Here is a 17,159-nt window from a genome sequence, read left to right on the forward strand (position 1 = left end):
TGGGAATCCTGCACCCTCGCGCCGCTGAGCCGTGTTGACCTGCGAAAACAGGCTCGAGTGGGTGGTCCGGAGGGCGACCTCTTGACCGCTGTTTACCTTCGCTGCCCGGTGCATGTGGTGCGCTCGTGGTGCGAGAGTCCGACTGGATGGCTCACCAGCTGGAGGGACCTGCGAGCCAACACTCGTCCTCGATCAGCAGGCGACCTCTACACGCCCTCGGCCTTGTCTTGGGTGGTCAACTGTTCCTCACTGGGGGCGTCCTTCCATGCCCGAAGTGAGTTCAACATCTCGTCGGATGGTGGGGCCCATCCGAAGGCAGCAGACAGCACATGCATGGCCAAGCGAGGAGGAACGGCATTGCCGATCTGCTGAGCGATATCACGACCAGACCACGGGTAGTCAGTCGGGAAGGTTTGAAGCCGGCCAGCTTCGGAAGAAGTGAAGCGGGCCAGCTCCTCACCGTGCATCCCCACAACACGGTTACGTGAGATCTTTCCTGTGACGGTGGCAGAGGGCTCCCACGAGCCGCGACGGCCGCGAGCTTTCGGGTCTCCACCGGTTCCGTAATTGGAGATAACGAGGAAACCGGAGTCGCGGTCAAGGACCTCGCCCATGGTGACCCACGGCTTCAGCTCAGCGTCCCCTGACTCGCGCGGAACTCCTTTTCGGTATGTGCGATGGGTAGGAGAAGGGAGCTGTACTGATCCCGATCCCATTCGCGCGATCAGTACAGCCCGCTTACGTGTCTGTGGGACGCCGAATGCCTCGGTGCGCAATAGACCACAATCGACCGAGTAGCCTTCGCCCTGGAAAGCCTTGGCATACGCTTCCCATACCGGCAGCACCGCGGGAACCTGTTCCAGGACAATGGCACGGTATGGCTTGTCCTGCTTGTCGATCGCTTCGAGTGCCCAGCGCAGAGGCTCCAAGACCAGACCGGTCCGCTCGTCTTCCAGCTTGGAGAGATCCTTCGCGACTTCCTCCGGATCCTCCCTAGCGACCATTCGATCAACGAAGGTGAGGACTTCATCCAATGCCCGTCGTCCGGCGCCAGCTCCAGCGACGGTGAAGGTCTGGCAAGGAGGCCCGCCCGCAAGCACGTCCGCGTTGGGGAAAGCGGACGGGCCGTAGAGACGTACGTCACCCTCCCATGTCGCAAGGCCAGCGGCGCGACGTGTGGTGCACGCTGCCGGGTCCCACTCGACACCAGCCGTCGCGATGCCGAGCTTTTCGGCAGCTACGTCCAGGCCGCCGGGGCCAGCAAAGAGGTCCACGATCTGGACGGGATGCACTCGATCTCCAGTGGTTGCCACGAGGGGTGAAGGGGCCTACCGCAACGTTCTGCGCGGTTGTCTGGCACGTCCGACAGGGCCCTCCAGGGTATCGCGCCCCACTGACACGCTTCTTGGGACGATGCTCAGGAAGCTTCTGAGTCCGAGCCAATCAGGGGCGCCTCGATGCAGGCATCACCTTCCTGCCAGAGCCCGTACCGCTGGCCACCGATGACTGTCGACTGTCGGTCGTCGCCATCCGCAACCAAGGTGAGCTTGGCTGACACCCAAGAGCCCTTATCGGGAATCGGTAGCCCCAGATCCGAAGCGACCTGGGGGGCCGGCTTCAGGTGTCCCAGCACCACGAACCCCTCAGACCTGAGGTGCTTACGGGCGTCGCGTACTCGCTTGGGGCCATCGTCCTGTCGAGCTACGGTCACCACGGTCGTTCGGTCCACGAGTAGTCCAGGCACCTTCTCGAAGAGCGCGTTGACCCTTCGCTGGCCGCCATTTCCGGACCCCTTGTATCCATCGGATGCCGCTAGGATCTCCTTGACCTGTTGGGCATTCTCTTTCTCAAGAGTCAGCAGGAAATTCTTGGGCAGAGTCCCATCTTCGATGATCCAGCGGATCTGCTTCTTCTCCGCAGCGGAAATCGTTCGCTTGCTGTCCCCGTTTTCGCCTGCGTTCAAGAGTTCCTGAGTGATACGAACCAGGCCGACCTTGAAGTGCCTGGTTCGGTCATCTGCATGCATGACAAGGCAGATGTGGCCCATGGCCTCTTTGGGGATGGTCCATGTGTTCCCGATGGTCCACTTGGCGTCCACTTCAATTCCAGATATGGAGTAGTCCATATCCTCGCCATAGCCGAGATCAAACTCCTCTCTGGCTACGATCTCGACCTTGGTCCCCAGGTAGGTCTTCTCGGTCTTCTCGACGCGCCTCTCTCCCTCCTTTATGTAGAGGTCGTACCGGCCGGTTCGCTGCCCATCCAAGACTTCATCGATGGACTTCCGGAAGATCTCACCGAAGCGCTGCACGTAGTTCCGCTGGGTGCGGAACCAGGAGTAAATCTGCTCCAGTTCTGTGTCTTGCTGTCCATCGGCGCCAGCCTGGCGCTGCTCCGGCAGTGTCAATTCCAGCGATTCCTGAGTCAATCCCGCCCCCTCGAGTCGTCAACTCCCGACTGCGCCCGGCGCGCGGTCTGGAAGATCATCTTCGCGCCGAGGGTAGCCGTACGCTCGAAGTCGTGAGCGTGCAATGGACGTTCTGAGGGTGGGTGTCTCGGCTACCGAGACGCGATGATCACTCCAGAAGGATTTCCTCGGGGCGCCGGTTGGTGACCACGGTGTCCTCGCTGGCGAGTATGTGCTCGATGCAGCTGGTGAGGTTGCCTCCGTGGTCATCGCGAGCCATGCCGCGCAGTTCACGGAGCAGATCCCTGCCGTTGACCAGAACAACGGGGTACTGGTCCTCGATCATCTCGGCCTGGGCGGGTTCCGAGTAGGCCCCCGTCGTGACGTACACCCCAATCCAACCTCGCCGGAGTCGTGCCACGACCCGCGCGATCTGCTCGGCAGAGACGAGGCTGTCGAGCTTCACACACTTGGCTTGGCCGAGCACGACCAGGCTGGTGCCGGCCAAGCCGCTGCCGAGATCGATACGGCCGACAAAGTCGGCGCCGCCATCGCCGGAACGCCGCGTGAGCCAGCCTTCGACATAGCTGTACCCCGACCCGCGCAGGACTCGGGCTGCGACCGTCGAAGCCAGTGCTTCGAAGTCGTGCTTCCGGCCGTCAAAATACTTGTAGATCAACTCCAGGTCGGCGTATTCAGCACTGCCAGGCTCCGGCCGCTGGTCTCGGACCTTGCTTACCTTCGCTCGTGCGACCCGGCGCCGCAGACGCGGAAGAGCGGAGTGGCCATGCTTGACCCACTCACGCCATGCCTTCGGCGCGAGGTCCAGGGATGCGGCGTCGCTGACGCCCTCCCCTCGACGCGCCTCTATCCATTCCCAGCGGACTTCTTCGTTCTCGGCAGTCAGGTCGAGCACCGCGATGTCATAGACGTAGTTGACGAACGTCGTGTGCTCCCGGCCACCCCACTGCACAAGCCGCTCGGCCCGCTCGATGACACCGACTCCGCAGAACTCGACGTGCCCCTTCGGCTGGCCATTCCGTGGCACGGAGCGAAACAGCAACAGTGGGGCCGCTGTCGCCCGATCTTCAGGCGTGCGCCCCTGATGGCCAGCGAACGCGTCCAGGAGCGTGGCGTTTCCCGTGGTGGTGCCCGGTGCCACTGTCATGCCAGCCTTGTGATCACCGAAGTAGCGGACATGGCCGTTGTTCAAGTCGAACACGTCGTGCCACGGTGTCTGCTCAGTGCCGGCCTTCCAGGGACTCGATCGAATGAAGACGGCTGGTCGACGCACGCCATCGGGGGCACTGACCTTGGCCATGCCGTTGATTCCGCGTTCCAGCAACGCTCGCTTCATGCCCGGCGAGTGGGTCACATAGTGGAAGTTGGGATACCCGCCCAGCTCCGGTGCCGTCTGGTCCTTGCCACTTGCGTAGCGATAGACCTGCCCCATTCGCAACGTACCGCCCACAGCGACTCCCTCACGCGAATTGAGTGATCTTGCTGAGGGTAGAGCCCCACACTGACAACCGTTCGGGTGTGGACCTACTCATCTCCGAGGACCGTCAGGTGGTCAGCAAAGGCACTAATGAGGCTCTGCAACACCAGCTGGCCCTTCTCTGCCGTGGCCAGCGAGGGGAATCCGATGACTCCGGACTTGGTGTACTCCTTCATGCCGAGCGTGAGCAGGAACGGGCGGTCGCTCGCGTCGTGGTCGGCTGCCTCGAAACCGGGGCGGATGAGGGCAGGCTCGGCGTGTAGCAGGATCGAGGTCTCGATCTCCCCAGCATGCATGTCGTCGTGGGCGCTGCTGGACAGGCCAGCGTGCTCACGTGCCCGGTTCCACTCTCGGCCTTGAGGGAAGAGGCTCATCCGCGGCTCGGTGAGGTTGCTCTCCTGCACGATGTTGGACAGCACGTAGTTGCCGCCGTGGGCGTTGACCAGCACGAGCTTCCGGACTCCGGATGCTTCCAGGGAAGCGGCGATGTCGCTGATCACGGCGTGGAGGGTTCGTGCGCTGATGCTGACTGTGCCCGGCCATGTCCCGTGCTCGTGGCTGCACGCGATGGTGATTGGGGGCAGGGAGAGAACGGGGTAGGCGTCGGCGAGTTCGCGTGCGATGACACACGCGATGGCCGTGTCCGTGATGAGGGGCAGGTGGGCGCCATGCTGCTCGTACGACCCGATCGGTAGCACGGCCACGCGCGGGTCCTGTTCCTGGACATCGACGGTGGTGATGGTGGGAAGCAGGTTCACGGCTCTCCTCTGGTCGAGTCAGCTGCCCTTCATACTGCCCAACAGCTGGTTGAGGTTGGCAATCTCAACCAGCTTCCGCCAACGGGTGAGGAGGGGTTGGAGCCGGAGCAGTTCGGCGAGGATGCGGGCGGATCCGGTGGACTGGGCGATCGCAGCTGCCTGCGATGCCGCACCGTAGGCGCCCTCTACGTCTTCAAGCTGGGCGTACGCGGTCGCGAGCCGGGCCAGGGCGAGGCCGCGGTCACGCTGCTGTTCGGCTGGCCACCGCGTCAGGCTCGCCTCCAGAGTTCGCACCGCCTCTTCGGGGCGGTGGAGCTGCAGGGCACATGTCGCGGCCTCCATGTCGATGTACGAGACGGAGCAGTACGGCGCCAGGCCCGCCGGGTCCGTGTCGCGGTCAGCGAAGGTTCGAGCCTCATCCAGTGCTCTGGCAGAGTCGTCGGCGTGCCCAAGCAGGGCTTGCGAGTAGGCGCGTGCCCGGAGAGCCACGGCGCGGACGTCCGGGGGTAACTTCTCCGCTTGCTTGAGCGCCGCGTTCGCCAGTCCGACGGCGTATCCGGCCTGCCCGGCTTCCGCCGCGATGTTGCTGCGACGCTGGAAGGCGTACGCGCTCAGGCTCGGATCATCCAGCTCGGACGCGTAGTCCAGCGCCCGGTTGGTCCAGAGCATCGCGGACTGCGAATCCCCTGTGTCTTGGTGGAGCCACCCGAGGAGTTCCGAGTATCGGGCGCCCACGCGGATCACGTCGTCCCGCAGCGGGCCTTGTGCCTCCTTGCACAGTTCCTCAATGAGCGGCATCTGGCTCTGGACGGCTGGCACGAGGAACCGCGGTCCCACAACAGGTTCCGCGTGCACGTGCTGGACGAACACGGACTGCAGATACGCGACCGCTTCGGGTGTGGCCTTGGGCGATGCCGTTCGCGGGGCGGGCAGCGAGGGGAGCCGGTCCAGCTGAGAGGGTGCCGATTCCACGGTGAATCCGAGTTCCTTGCGAGTGGCCTGGTAGACCTCGCAGAACAGGCTCTGATACTCGGGACCGGGGTCCCGCCGGCCGTTCTCGAACATCGAGACCTGCGTCTTCAGGCTGGCCCGGGAAGGGAGCTGGATGCCGAGTCGTAAGGCGGCATCCTCCATCTCGTCCATGAGCTCTGCCTGCGGCCACCCCCGAGCGGCCCGAGCTGCTTGCAGCTTCGTCTTCATCGCTCCCCCATGTCAGGTGACGCGGCAGGCCCACATGATGCCAATCGCGCCCCTGACGTGGGGAGTTAACAGGTAACAAGGGCTGACTGTTAACTCTGTCCACTGTGGATCGGCGCGAAGTGCGGCCTACTTGTTCTCGTCAGACGGGCCCGGGTGAACGGCTTCGAGCCGCTCGACCCGGTCCCGGAGGTCGGTGAGCTGGGAGGTGAGGAGCGCGACATGGTCCTGAAGTTCGCGAAGGCCGAGTACGGCGTCCTGGGCGGTCTGGCCGCCCTTCTCCGGATCCAGTACGTAGGTCCCGCTGCCCTGCCGGCCCACAACGAGGCCGTCCTCGGCCAACTGCTTGTAGGCGCTCTGAACGGTCATGAGCCCGACGCCAAGGTGCCTTGCCACTCCCTTGGCTCCGGGAAGCTGAGTTCCTGCCGGGTACGCGCCGTCGCCGATGTCCTGGCGGAACTTGGCGGCGATCTCCTTGGCGCTCGGGGGCTTCTCCGGGTTCCAGTCCATACGTAGAGCGTAACCAACCTAGGTCACTTCCACGGCTTGCCGCGAAGCGCTTGACCGCGCGCAAGCGACCTAGGTAACTTCATCTCAAGCAAGTTACCTAGGTAACTTGCTTCGGCTCCGGCTGGCCCCCGTGTTCCACGGGTTCCTTCTGGTTTCCGAGTCCCGCCGGGAGCCACTGCACCTTGAGAACTCAACAGAGTGCCGACCCAGCCACCTGCACACGGGTGGTCGATGGGTTTGAGAACCAGATCTTCTGCGGGCCATGCCCGCAGTGAGCACCAGTGCTCACGGTCCCTGGCACCGATCTGGTGCGAGGGAGCCGTGGCCGCTCGTGCCAATGAGAGGCCTTTCGTAAACGACGCAGCCCCGGCGGGCCAACGCCGGGGCTGCTGTTCGGTCCCGTTCCTGCTGAGAGGAGCAAGACCCAATGAAGTCCATCGCTGCACTTCAGAAGTGTGTTACCGCCCTGCCGGCCGATCTGGAGCCGACGGACGCGGAGCTGGACGCCATCGAGGCCGAGATGCCGGTGGTGCTGGCCGAGGTCGAGTTGCTGGACGCGCTGATCGCGCTGCTGGACCGGCCGGCGGTCGAGTTCGACGGCCGCCGTATCCGCCGCGCTCACCGGCGGGTGCTGGCGGCCCGCCGGGCCGCGGCGAACAAGACGCCCTCGGCCACCTCGGCGGTGGCGTGATGAGCCGCGCGCATCTGGTCTGCCGAGGCGGTCGGTGGCGCCTGTTCGTGCTGCTGCCCGGTGAGTCGGAGTGGCCGACGCACTACTTCCCGGGTGCGCTCGCACCGACCGTTGAGCAGCGCTCACGGGTCCTGGCCGCCCTGGGCTACACGCCTACGGATGGCAGCGAGTGGTCCTGGACCGAGGACAGCGAGCGGTTCGAGGACCCGGCGTCGCCGGTGCTTCTGATCGCCTGCATGCCGGTTGTTCCGAGCGTGGGTGGTGCGTCGTGAGCGATGCTCATCTGCGCTCATCGGAGCGCGCGTTGTCGTTCGGCACGTGGCTGATCGTGTGCGGGGCGATGCTCTTCTCCGTTCTCACGGTCACGCCGCTGATGGCCGCCCACACCCCTGATGAGTGGGACTGGACGGCCCCGATCCTGCCGCTGGTGGTCGATGCCGCGGTGCTCATCGTGGTCCGCCTCGACTCTGTCCTGGCCCGTCTGGGCGGGCAGGCCGGCGGGTGGCCGGTGGCCCTGCGCTGGATGACCGGGGCCATGACGCTGCTGCTGAACATCGGGGCATCCGCCCTGGCAGGCGACCTTGTCGGGGTCGCGATCCACTCGGTGGCGCCCCTGCTGCTGATCGTGACCGCGGAGGCCGGTCTGGCCTACCGCCGCGCGCTCACCGCCGCCGTTCTGGCCGCCGAGGACCGCAAGCAGGCCCGGCGGGACGCGGCAGCCAAAGCAGCTGCGGAGCGCGAGGAGAACCGGTTGCGGGCCGAGCGTGAGCAGCGTGACCACGAAGCTGCACTGGCCCGTGAGCAGCGTGAGCACGAAGCACGTCTGGCCCAGGACGCTGCTGAGCGGCAGGACCGGATCCGCCGCGAGGAAGCCGAACGGCAGGAGGCCCGTGAGCGGGCCGAGCAGGCCGAGCGTGAGCGCCGTGAGCACGAACGTGAGCAGGCTCAGGCCGACCGTGAGCGCCGTGAGCAGCAGGCCGCCCAGCAGCGCGCGGAGGAGCAGCGCCACCGTGAGGAGCGCGAGCGGCGTGAGCGCCAGGCCGCCCGCGATCGCGCCGAGCGTGAGCGTGCCGAACTCCTCGCGGCCGGCCCCGCGGTGGTCAAGCTCGGCGAGGAGCGGGCCCGGCAGGTCGTGCAGGCCGCGTACGCGGCCGGGATCCCGCAGCGGCAGGCCGCCGAGCTGACCGGCTGGTCTACCGGGTGGATCGCCGCCCGCTACCAGGAACTGCGCGAACTCACCGAAGCCCCCTCTCGCCCGGTTCTCGAAGGAGTCACGTCGTGAAGCTCTCCCCGAACACCGCCCCGGTCGAGCCGGGCAACCTGCTCATCCGCTTCCACAACGACCTCGGCGCCGCCGTGGACATCGTCGGCAACCGAGACATGTCTCAGTGGACCTGCCACGGCTGCGGCGATGTCGGACTTCGCGAGAACCTCTTCTTCGCGCGTCGCAACGCCAACGCCCACGCCGCCGAATGCCGGGCCGCCTACCACCACCTCGACCGGTGACCGCCCTGCCGGTCTACCGGTGGCGTCTGGCCCCGGACGGTCTGGCCACCCGCCGACAGCTCCGCGCCGCTGGCCTTCGCCCGGGTGGCCAGGACCCCACTGCCGAGCTGCAGCGGCCCCGCCGCAAGCGCGGCCCGCTGGTCGCCTACCTCTACCGGATCGACCTCGCCCTGCCCGTCCGGCCGATGACGCCGAGCCGGTGGGCGGCTCTGGACCGGGCGAACTCGGCCCGGCGCCGGTGTCCGGCGTGTGAGCGGGACGCGGGCTACGTCATCCCCGCCCACCTGGGCGTCTGCAACCCCTGCTCCGCCTGAACAACCCGCCCCACCAACGACGTTCGGGGCCCGGCCCTCACCTTCCACAGATCGGCCGGGCCCCTACCTCAAGGAGGCACGTTCAGCATGACCGAGACCCTCACACCACCGACAGCCCCACCCGACCAGGACACACCCCCGGCAGACCCGCCGGCCCCCAAGCAGCAGCGCGAATCGCAGGTCGAGCACACGGCGGGTGGTCTGCCCGTGCTGCCGCTGGGCCTGGCGGGGACGAACACGACCGCCGGGCTGGTCGGGGCGGCGGGCATGGCCGCCGGACCCGTAGCCGCGGCGGTCGCCATGACCGCCGCCGTCGTGCTCGGCACCCTGGCCACCCGCACCAAGCAGAACAAGCACAAGCCCGCCGGCCGCCGCCCCCGGCCGCCGGCCTCGACGGTCACCCCGAGTTCCGGCCGGTCGTCCCGCGCCGTGGGGTTGGTCCCCTCGCAGCCGCGCGGCAGTCACCGTGCTGCCCCCACCAGCGGTTCCGGCGGTGGCCGCCGCGCCGGTGCCAGCAGCAGTGGCCGCTCCGGGACTACCCCGCGAACGAAAGTCGGCGGCAGTCCACGCGGCTCTACGAATGCTCTGGGGAAGGCCAAGGTGTCACGGCGGACGGGTTCGGGTGTGCTGTCCCGACTGCCCGCTGGCGGCCGGGTTGGTCGGGTGGCGGAGCTGCGGCAGCAGGCCCGCCAGGACACCCCCACCCGGGCCGCCCGCCGCGCCGCCGACACAGGCGCCCGGCGACAGGTCGCCGACGCCCGCCGCGCCGCCAAAACCGCGGCACACACCACGATCGCACCCCAGACCGGCAAACGGGCTGGTCACGGCCCGGTCGGGCGTCTGGCTGCCAAGGCCGCGGGCAAGACGGCCGGGATACGGGACCGGGCCGTGGCCGGGGGCCGCAAGACCCGGGACCGGCACGCCGCCGGGCAGGTCCGGGCCGGTGAACACGCCGTCCGCCAGGCCGCCCGCGCCCGCCGGGTCGCCGCGGTGAAGGCCCCAGCCCAGAAAGCGGCCCGCAAGGCGCTGCGCCGGTCCGCTGCCCGCTACCAGGCCCGCCGGGCCGTGGCCGGCGTCCTCGGTGCCTTGCTGGGGACGGCCGGGATGCTCACCACTCCGCTGGGCCGCAAGCTCCGCGCGGCCTGGCTCATGAACCCCGGCCAGCGCCTGTTCCGGTGGCTGACCGGCCGGGCCCGCGCCGACCGCGAACAGGACGACGCCGAGATCCGGGCCCAGCTCGACCGCGACGAAGCCGGAGCGGAGGAGCAGGCCGCGGTCGAGGCCGAGCAGGACGAACAGCCGCTCGGGGACCGGGCTGCACGGCCCGGCAGTCCCGGCGCCACCGCACCGCCCGTCACGAGTGAGGGAGACACCGTGAGTATGTCCAGCAGCAGCGCGTCGGGGTTCCGGTTCGAGGAGCTCGCGGCGGAGATGGAGCAGGCCGCCCAGTCCTACGAGCCCGAGTCCGCCATGGAGATCCTCGCCATGGTCGACGGGCTCCCCGAGGCACTGGCGTCGATCGCGAACATCATGCAGATCCTCGCCGAGCGCTCCGATTCGGAGTTCCCGCTGGAGAAGGAAGTCGCCCAGGGCTTCGCCGACATCTACGGCGCCCTCAACAGTGCGACGGCGGTCGCCGACGACCTGTGCGGGATCTTCCGCATGGCCCACGAGCACGACATCGCCCGCCACGAGGACCCCCGCAACGGGCCCGAGGCCGAGAAGGGATGGAACGTCTGATCATGGCCGCCACCACCCCCAACCACACCGGGGTGGCCCTGGACTGGGCCGCCGGTCACGGACCCGTGACCGGCGCCCTGTCCGCCACCACCGGAGCCTTCGCCCTCTCCACCATCGGCGCCGCCACCCACATGCCCCCCACCTGGGCCCTCGCCTTCGGCACCGCCGGAGCCATCGGCCACACCGCCGCCGGCCTCCGCCAGAAACTGGCCGGCCGCACCCTCACCGCCCGCGCCACCTCCTGGCTCCTCTCCGGAGGCTGGACCACCTGGGCCATCACCACCACCCCCCTCTCGTGGACCGCCCTCGGCTCCCTCGCCACCCTCGGCATGGGCATGGCCGCCGCCACCCACTTCACCAGCCTCTACGAAGAGGCCCGCGAGAACGTCGCCCTGGAGGAAGCCGAACGGCAGGTCGCCCGGGAGCTCTCCGCCGAGCGCCGGGCGATCGCCGCGGAGTGGGTCGACCGCGTGCAGCGGGTCTGCGGGATCACCCTCCGCGTGGTCGCGGTGGAGATGTGGCCGACCGGGACCGGGTTCACCATCGACGCCGAACTCCCCGCCGGCGGCGTGCCGTGGGACCGGGTGGCCCAGCACAACACCCGCCTGTCCGCCGATGCCCGGCTCCCGCACGGCTGCACCGCCGCCGCATCCCCCGGCATCGACCAGGGCCGCGTCCTGATCGACGTCACCACCGTCAACGTCCTCGCCGAGGAGATCGGCTACCCCACCGACTACAGCCCCCTGTCGATCCTGACCGGCATGCCCTGGGGCGTCCGCACCGACGGCAGCCCCATCAACGTCTACCTGCGCGAGCAGTGCGCCCTCCTGGTCGGGCCCACCGGGTCGGGCAAGACCAACATGCTCCACACCGTCCTGGCCGGACTGGCCCGCGCCAACGACGTCCTGACCTGGGTCATCGACCTCAACGCCGGATCGGCCGGCCTGCCCTGGGTCCGCCCCGCCCTCACCGCCGAGGCCGGGCAGGCGGTCCGGCCCGGCGTGGACTGGCTCGCCTCCACCTTCGAGGAAGCCGAGCTGATGCTCGACGCGGCCCTGCGGGTCGGACTGCGCCGCAAGCAGGCGTATCAGGACCTGCTCGCCCAGGCGAACACCGACCTGCTGCCCATCAGCCCGCAGATCCCCCAGATCATGCTGGTGGTGGACGAGGGTGCGGAGATCCTGACCAGCACCGATGCGCAGATGCGGAAGCTGGCCAAGAAGATCCTGGAAGTGATCCGGATGCTCCGCTCGATGGGCATCCGCACGATCCTGACCGCGCTCGGGGCCACCGCCAGTGTGCTGGGCAACCTGATGATCCGCCGCGAGGGCAAGACCCGCGTGGCCCTGACCGGGGGCGAGACCGAGGGCATGGACCTGTCCAAGATGTTCCCCGGCAGCCGCGGCCTGAAGGTTGAGCAAGCCCCGTACAAGGGATCGGGGTTCATGGGCACTCCGGAGTCCCCGGCGGCCTTGTTCAAGTCCTGGCGGATCCTGCCCAACCAGATCCGCGACATCGTCATCGCCACCTCCGACCGGCACCCCCGCCTCGACGACATCTCCGCCAGGGCCGCCGGCCCCGACTACGCCCGTCGCTGGGACCACACCCGCACCGCCTGGATGAGCGCCGACATCAGCGCACCCGACCCCGAAGCCAGGGACGCGGCACAGGGCAAGACCGCATCGGTGGCGGGCGGCGGGCTGAACCTGAGCGCCCTCCGGGCCGCCGACAGGAACCCGGCCGCGGGGACGGACGAGGATCGGCTCGCCGAGGCGTTCCGGGCACAGATCGACGCCACCTTCGCCACTGCCCCCGGGGCGGAAGCGGAACCGGCCCGCACCGCGCATCCGGAGCCCAGCGGGCTGAACCTGTCCGCGCTGCGGGCCGATCAGGACAACGCCGCCCGGCAGGCCGCCCTCGCGGTCCTGGAAGCGGCAGGCCCGGAGGGAACCGGTGCTTCGGCGATTGCGCGGGCGCTGGCCGAGGCGCACGGCACGAACCGGCAGACGATCAGCGGATGGCTCCAGGAGTGGGCCGAGGACGGCACCGCCGTCCGCATCGGAGCCGGGACGAAGACCCGCTACGTCCACCGCAACCACACCCCGGACGTCTAACCCATCACCCGCTTGTCGCCCGCCCGGAACTTGTCGCGCACCGCCCCTCTCAGAGGCTCAAACCGGGCTCTGAACTGGGAGGCGGCAAGCGACAAGACAAGCGACAAGACAAGACAAGCGACAAGGCGCACGACAAGCCAGACGACAAGCACGCGACAAGCCGCGGCGGGCAGCACCCCCACGATCCGGGTGTTGCCCGCCGCCGGTTGAAGGGAGCCCCTTGTGCACGCTGAACCCCTCCACGCGAGCACCCCCGCCACCCGCTACGGCGACCCCATCTACCGCCCCACGCTGGTCCAGCCGACCGTGGTCCTTCCCGGCGAGGTACCGCCCGGCGTCGACTGGGTCACCCTCCCCAACGGCATCCGCACCCTCGCCTACACCCACCCCCAGCCCGGCCCGACCGCCCAACCGGAACCCGTTCGTTCGGAGCCGATCCCGCGTTGGGCCAAGACCACCGCCCTGCTCGCCCCGACCGTCGGCGGCGGAGTGGCCGCCGCCGGATTCGGCATCGCCTCCGCAGCCCCGGGACTGATCGCCATGACCGAAGCCCTCTGGGCCGCCGTCGCCCTCATCGCCGCCGGCGCCGCAGCACCCCTGCTCCTCCGCGCCGGACGCGCCAACCCCGGCCACCGCGCCGGACCGGTCCAGCACGTCACGCAGAACATCACCGCCACCGGCCTCTTCGGCCGCGCCACCGGAACCATCAACAACCGCTGAAGGAGCGCTTCATGGCCCGACTCCGCCTTGAGTGGATCCGCCCTCTCCTCGTACTCACGGACACGCCCCGGCCCGACTGCCAGACCTGCCACGGCAAGGGAGGCATCGCCTGCGACTACGGCGACGAGACCGGCGAGTACGCCGGGACCGACTGGGAGGACTGCGACTGCTGGAACCCCCACCAGTGGTGGACCCTGCTCCGCCTGCCTGAGCGCCGCCGCCCCTACCGCGACCCCTGGGCTACGCCCGGCGGGTACAGCGACGAACCGCCCTTCTAGCAACGCCGAAGGCGGCCCCCTCACGCCAATGAATCGGGGCCGCCCTCATCCAGCACGATCCACTGAACTGGAGGAATCCAGAATGACTCACCCCACCGGCATCCGGCGAGACCACGACCAGGACCGGCCCTTACTGCTGGACTTGTTCTGCTGCGCCGGCGGCGCGGCCATGGGCTACCACCGCGCCGGATTCACCGTCCACGGCGTCGACATCCGCCCTCGCCCGAACTACCCGTTCACCTTCCACCAGGCCGACGCCCTGACCGTCCTCGCCGAGCTGATCACCTCTGGGGAGATCGCCCGGTACGCACTCGTACACACCTCCCCGCCCTGCCAGGACAAGTGCACGCTGACCGTCGGCACCAACCAGGCCATGGGCTGGGGCGCCGACCACGTCGACTTGGTCGCTCCCACCCGCGAACTCCTCGACGCCTCGGGCCGCCCGTATGTGATCGAGCAGCCCAACGGCAAGGCCGAGGTCCGCAAGGACATCAGCCTGTGCGGAGAGCTGTTCGGCCTCGGCGTGCTGCGGCACCGGAACTTCGAACTCGGCCGCTGGACCACCCCCCGGCCCGCCCACAAGCGGCACCGGGGACGGGTGCGCGGGTGGCGCCACGGCGAGTACCACGACGGCCCGTACGTGGCCGCGTACGGCTCCGGCGGCGGCAAGGCCAGCGTCCCCGAGATGCAGACGGCCATGGGCATCGACTGGACCGACGTCCGCGAGGAACTCACCGAAGCCATCCCGCCCGCCTACAGCAAGTGGATCGGCGGAGCCTTCCTCTCCTCCGTCCTCGCCCCGGCGGTGGCCGCATGAACGAGATGCTGACCGCAGCCCTGGCCACCGCCGAACGCGGCTGGCCCGTGATCCCGCTTCGCCCCGGATCCAAGGTCTCCGCACTCCACGGCGAGACCCGATGCCCTGGCACCGGAGACTGCGCCGATGGGCACGCCAAGCCCGAGGAGCGCGCCACCACCGACCCCGACCGCATCCGCGCCGCGTGGGCGGCCGGGGCGTTCAACGTCGGGTTGGCCACCGGTCCGGCCGGTCTGGTCGTCGTCGACCTCGACCCACCAAAGCCCTCCGACCCGCCCGGCACCCACCACGGCCGCGAGATCCTCCACAACCTGTGCACCGCACTCGGGGAGACCCTCCCCGACACGCACACGGTCACCACCCCGTCCGGCGGGCTGCACCTGTACTTCACAGCCCCGCCCGGCGCACGGATCCGCTCCACGCAGGACATCCTCGGACGGCACATCGACACCCGCGCGTGGGGCGGCTACATCGTCGCCCCCGGCAGCACCACCCCCGCCGGCCGCTACGAGGTCACCGATGACCGGCCCCCGGTCGCGCTCCCGGCATGGGTGTGCGACCGGCTGACGGCCCCGCCTCGCATCAAGGCCATGCCTCTCCGCCCGGACCGTTCCAGCGCTCCGGCTGGACGGCGGGCCGCCTATGTCGCTGCCGCGCTGCGCAACGAGCGGCGGAACGTGGAGACGGCGGCCGAGGGCGGACGGAACAAGGCACTCGTTAGGGCCGCACGGGCCCTGGGTCGGCTGATCGCGTCCGGCGACCTCGACCGCGCGGAGGTCGAGGAGGCTCTTAGCTGGGGGGCGGAAGCGGCCGGCCTGAAGCCCTACGAGTACCGGTCCGCGATCACCAGCGCCTTGAACTGGTCCATCAGCAACAACACCGGCACCCGGGCGACGGCATGACCGGCCGCGAACACCCCCCGGCTAAGAGCCCATCCGACAGCCCGACCGGCATCGGCCCCGCCGAACCGTCCTTCACCCGGGACGGCAGTGGGGCGCCGAAAGTCGTCGCCCCTTGGGGCGTCCCTTCAAGTTCTGACCCGCGCCCGGCCGATGACGGGCGCCGATTCGTCGCGTGGATCCACATCGTGGCGCCCGGCCGTGGAGTGAGCCCGACCGTGCGGTCGTGGTGCATCTGCGGACGCGACCTGTTCGCGGCCGGCCACGCCAAGGCCCTTGCCCTGATCGCCGACCACGAGCGCCACCGCACCACCTGCCCCCAGCTCAACACCACTGAAGGGAAGGCCGCCTGATGAGCGACCGCAGCACGACCACCGCGCCCATCGACGGGGCCGCCCTGCTGGACGAGGTGGAAGCCTTCCACCGCCGGTTCAACGTCTTCCCCACCGAGGCCGCATACGTCGCGGTGGCGCTGTGGGACGCGCACGCGCACCTGGTCGAGTGCTTCGAGACCACACCACGGATCGCGTTCCTGTCCCCGGAGCCAGGGTCGGGTAAGTCCCGTGCGCTGGAGATCGTGGAGCTCCTCACGCCCCGGCCCGTCAGCACCGTTTCGGCGTCCGCCAACGCCCTGTACCGGTTGGTGGACTCCGCCAACGGCCTGCCGACCGTCCTCTTCGACGAGGTCGACACCATCTTCGGACCGAAGGCCGGCGCCGACGAGGCGCTCCGCGGGTTCCTCAACGCCGGGTACCGGCGCATCGGCGGGGCCCTGCGGTGCGTCGGGGACGGCTCCAACCAGAACGCCCAGGTCTTCGGGTCGTTCTGCGCCGTGGCCATGGCAGGACTTGGGTCCCTGCCCGATACCGTCCTGACCCGCTCGGTCATCATCCGCATGCGCAAGCGGGCCCCGAACGAGACGGTGGAGTCCTACCGGCAGCGCCGGGACGAGAAGGTGGGCCACGCCCTGCGGGACCAGCTCGCCAAGTGGGCCGACACCGTCCGCGACCGCGTCACCGACGCCTGGCCGGAAATGCCCGAAGGCGTCACCGACCGGCCCGCCGACGTCTGGGAGCCCCTGCTCGCCGTCGCGGACGCCGCCGGCGGCGACTGGCCCTCCCGGGCCCGAGCGGCCTGCCTGGAGCTGGTCCATGCCGGACGGGACAACGACGAAGCCTCGCTCGGCGTCCGGCTGCTGACCGACCTGCGGGACAAGGTGTTCCCCGGTGCCGACCGGATGCCCACCGCCGCCATCATCGAGTGCCTGCTGCGGATGGACGACGCGCCCTGGGGCGACCTCGACGACAAGCCGATCAACTCCCGAACTCTCGCCCGGCTGCTCGGCCAGTACGTCACCCCGGCCAACAAGCCGATCAAGCCGCGCGGGATCCGGACCCCCTCGGGCTTCCCGAAGGGCTACTACGCCGAGGACCTCACCGACGCGTGGCTGCGCTACTGCCCGCCGTCCCCTGAGGAATCCGCCACGTCCGCCACGTCCGCCACACCGCAGGTCAGCAGGGGTGAATCCGTGGCGGAACCCCCCACCCACATCCGCCACACGCACGACGGAACCGCCACACCGCTCCCCGTCGCCAGCTGACCGAGCCGGAGCCACGCCGCCACGCCCCGGACCGGGGTGTGGCGGCACCAATCCGCCACACCACCGGCATCCGCCACACATCCGAGGCTCTGACCTGCGGTGTGGCGGCG

The 17,159-nt window shown here is 69.1% G+C and carries 19 protein-coding genes; 13 read left to right on the forward strand and 6 right to left on the reverse strand.

All coding sequences use genetic code 11. From position 1 onward, the window contains the following. Nucleotides 1–206: 206 nt before the first annotated feature. The 6 genes from ACGFQ9_RS08685 to ACGFQ9_RS08710 form a co-directional block, all read right to left on the reverse strand. Nucleotides 207–1,292, reverse strand: a complete 1,086-nt coding sequence (locus ACGFQ9_RS08685; RefSeq protein ID WP_393572578.1) for a DNA cytosine methyltransferase — start codon at nucleotides 1,290–1,292, stop codon at nucleotides 207–209. Between the two features lie 125 nt (nucleotides 1,293–1,417). Next, the gene (locus ACGFQ9_RS08690) at nucleotides 1,418–2,428 is read right to left on the reverse strand and encodes a NaeI family type II restriction endonuclease (protein ID WP_393572579.1); all 1,011 of its coding nucleotides are present in this window, start codon (nucleotides 2,426–2,428) and stop codon (nucleotides 1,418–1,420) included. A gap of 148 nt (nucleotides 2,429–2,576) precedes the next feature. After that, nucleotides 2,577–3,878 (reverse strand): restriction endonuclease, encoded by a 1,302-nt coding sequence (locus ACGFQ9_RS08695; protein ID WP_393572581.1) that lies wholly within the window; start codon nucleotides 3,876–3,878, stop codon nucleotides 2,577–2,579. A 74-nt stretch (nucleotides 3,879–3,952) separates the two neighbouring features. Next, complete coding sequence (locus ACGFQ9_RS08700) at nucleotides 3,953–4,663, reverse strand: creatininase family protein (protein WP_393572583.1); 711 nt, start codon at nucleotides 4,661–4,663, stop codon at nucleotides 3,953–3,955. A gap of 18 nt (nucleotides 4,664–4,681) precedes the next feature. Next, nucleotides 4,682–5,806 (reverse strand): hypothetical protein, encoded by a 1,125-nt coding sequence (locus tag ACGFQ9_RS08705; RefSeq protein ID WP_393572585.1) that lies wholly within the window; start codon nucleotides 5,804–5,806, stop codon nucleotides 4,682–4,684. A gap of 183 nt (nucleotides 5,807–5,989) precedes the next feature. Then, a complete protein-coding gene (locus ACGFQ9_RS08710; protein WP_393572587.1) occupies nucleotides 5,990–6,370 on the reverse strand; it encodes a GntR family transcriptional regulator in 381 nt (126 codons plus the stop codon). Between the two features lie 427 nt (nucleotides 6,371–6,797). Here ACGFQ9_RS08710 and ACGFQ9_RS08715 point away from each other — a divergent pair, with 427 nt between their 5' ends. From ACGFQ9_RS08715 to ACGFQ9_RS08775, 13 genes are all read left to right on the forward strand, one after another. Continuing rightward, a complete protein-coding gene (locus tag ACGFQ9_RS08715) occupies nucleotides 6,798–7,061 on the forward strand; it encodes a DUF6284 family protein (RefSeq protein ID WP_393572589.1) in 264 nt (87 codons plus the stop codon). Then, complete coding sequence (locus ACGFQ9_RS08720; RefSeq protein ID WP_393572591.1) at nucleotides 7,061–7,333, forward strand: DUF6303 family protein; 273 nt, start codon at nucleotides 7,061–7,063, stop codon at nucleotides 7,331–7,333. Before ACGFQ9_RS08715 ends, ACGFQ9_RS08720 begins: the two co-directional genes overlap by 1 nt. Next, nucleotides 7,330–8,343, forward strand: coding sequence for a DUF2637 domain-containing protein (locus ACGFQ9_RS08725; protein WP_393572593.1), 1,014 nt, complete (start codon nucleotides 7,330–7,332; stop codon nucleotides 8,341–8,343). Before ACGFQ9_RS08720 ends, ACGFQ9_RS08725 begins: the two co-directional genes overlap by 4 nt. Further along, a complete protein-coding gene (locus tag ACGFQ9_RS08730) occupies nucleotides 8,340–8,567 on the forward strand; it encodes a hypothetical protein (RefSeq protein ID WP_393572595.1) in 228 nt (75 codons plus the stop codon). The genes ACGFQ9_RS08725 and ACGFQ9_RS08730 overlap by 4 nt, the downstream gene beginning before the upstream one ends. Next, complete coding sequence (locus tag ACGFQ9_RS08735) at nucleotides 8,564–8,881, forward strand: RRQRL motif-containing zinc-binding protein (RefSeq protein WP_393572597.1); 318 nt, start codon at nucleotides 8,564–8,566, stop codon at nucleotides 8,879–8,881. The genes ACGFQ9_RS08730 and ACGFQ9_RS08735 overlap by 4 nt, the downstream gene beginning before the upstream one ends. A gap of 87 nt (nucleotides 8,882–8,968) precedes the next feature. Next, nucleotides 8,969–10,621 carry a hypothetical protein gene (locus ACGFQ9_RS08740; protein WP_393572599.1) on the forward strand — a complete coding sequence of 551 codons (1,653 nt, stop codon included), beginning with the start codon at nucleotides 8,969–8,971 and terminating at the stop codon, nucleotides 10,619–10,621. Next, on the forward strand, nucleotides 10,609–12,735 hold the full coding sequence (locus tag ACGFQ9_RS08745) for a hypothetical protein (protein WP_393572601.1): 2,127 nt from the start codon (nucleotides 10,609–10,611) through the stop codon (nucleotides 12,733–12,735). Before ACGFQ9_RS08740 ends, ACGFQ9_RS08745 begins: the two co-directional genes overlap by 13 nt. A gap of 222 nt (nucleotides 12,736–12,957) precedes the next feature. Continuing rightward, entirely contained in the window at nucleotides 12,958–13,455 is a 498-nt protein-coding gene (locus ACGFQ9_RS08750) for a hypothetical protein (RefSeq protein ID WP_393572603.1), read from the forward strand. An 11-nt stretch (nucleotides 13,456–13,466) separates the two neighbouring features. Then, the gene (locus tag ACGFQ9_RS08755) at nucleotides 13,467–13,733 is read left to right on the forward strand and encodes a hypothetical protein (RefSeq protein WP_393572605.1); all 267 of its coding nucleotides are present in this window, start codon (nucleotides 13,467–13,469) and stop codon (nucleotides 13,731–13,733) included. 82 nt (nucleotides 13,734–13,815) lie between these two features. Further along, nucleotides 13,816–14,550 (forward strand): DNA methylase, encoded by a 735-nt coding sequence (locus ACGFQ9_RS08760; RefSeq protein ID WP_393572607.1) that lies wholly within the window; start codon nucleotides 13,816–13,818, stop codon nucleotides 14,548–14,550. Next, nucleotides 14,547–15,452 carry a bifunctional DNA primase/polymerase gene (locus ACGFQ9_RS08765; RefSeq protein ID WP_393572608.1) on the forward strand — a complete coding sequence of 302 codons (906 nt, stop codon included), beginning with the start codon at nucleotides 14,547–14,549 and terminating at the stop codon, nucleotides 15,450–15,452. The genes ACGFQ9_RS08760 and ACGFQ9_RS08765 overlap by 4 nt, the downstream gene beginning before the upstream one ends. A 215-nt stretch (nucleotides 15,453–15,667) precedes the next feature. Next, nucleotides 15,668–15,802: a hypothetical protein gene (locus ACGFQ9_RS08770; protein ID WP_393572610.1), complete on the forward strand. Its 135-nt coding sequence runs from the start codon at nucleotides 15,668–15,670 to the stop codon at nucleotides 15,800–15,802. Continuing rightward, nucleotides 15,802–17,049, forward strand: a complete 1,248-nt coding sequence (locus ACGFQ9_RS08775) for a DUF3631 domain-containing protein (protein WP_393572612.1) — start codon at nucleotides 15,802–15,804, stop codon at nucleotides 17,047–17,049. The genes ACGFQ9_RS08770 and ACGFQ9_RS08775 overlap by 1 nt, the downstream gene beginning before the upstream one ends. The last annotated feature ends 110 nt before the right edge of the window (nucleotides 17,050–17,159 follow it).

The sequence above is a fragment of the Streptomyces sp. NPDC048603 genome, assembly GCF_043199475.1.
Lineage (GTDB): Bacteria > Actinomycetota > Actinomycetes > Streptomycetales > Streptomycetaceae > Streptomyces.

Bases quoted from the DNA above. Each gene is read 5' to 3' on its own strand.
- ACGFQ9_RS08705 (WP_393572585.1), bottom strand. From the start codon at position 5,806: ATGGACGAGATGGAGGATGCCGCCTTACGACTCGGCATCCAGCTCCCT.
- ACGFQ9_RS08710 (WP_393572587.1), bottom strand. From the start codon at position 6,370: ATGGACTGGAACCCGGAGAAGCCCCCGAGCGCCAAGGAGATCGCCGCC.
- ACGFQ9_RS08715 (WP_393572589.1), top strand. From the start codon at position 6,798: ATGAAGTCCATCGCTGCACTTCAGAAGTGTGTTACCGCCCTGCCGGCC.
- ACGFQ9_RS08720 (WP_393572591.1), top strand. From the start codon at position 7,061: ATGAGCCGCGCGCATCTGGTCTGCCGAGGCGGTCGGTGGCGCCTGTTC.
- ACGFQ9_RS08740 (WP_393572599.1), top strand. From the start codon at position 8,969: ATGACCGAGACCCTCACACCACCGACAGCCCCACCCGACCAGGACACA.
- ACGFQ9_RS08745 (WP_393572601.1), top strand. From the start codon at position 10,609: ATGGAACGTCTGATCATGGCCGCCACCACCCCCAACCACACCGGGGTG.
- ACGFQ9_RS08755 (WP_393572605.1), top strand. From the start codon at position 13,467: ATGGCCCGACTCCGCCTTGAGTGGATCCGCCCTCTCCTCGTACTCACG.
- ACGFQ9_RS08760 (WP_393572607.1), top strand. From the start codon at position 13,816: ATGACTCACCCCACCGGCATCCGGCGAGACCACGACCAGGACCGGCCC.
- ACGFQ9_RS08765 (WP_393572608.1), top strand. From the start codon at position 14,547: ATGAACGAGATGCTGACCGCAGCCCTGGCCACCGCCGAACGCGGCTGG.
- ACGFQ9_RS08775 (WP_393572612.1), top strand. From the start codon at position 15,802: ATGAGCGACCGCAGCACGACCACCGCGCCCATCGACGGGGCCGCCCTG.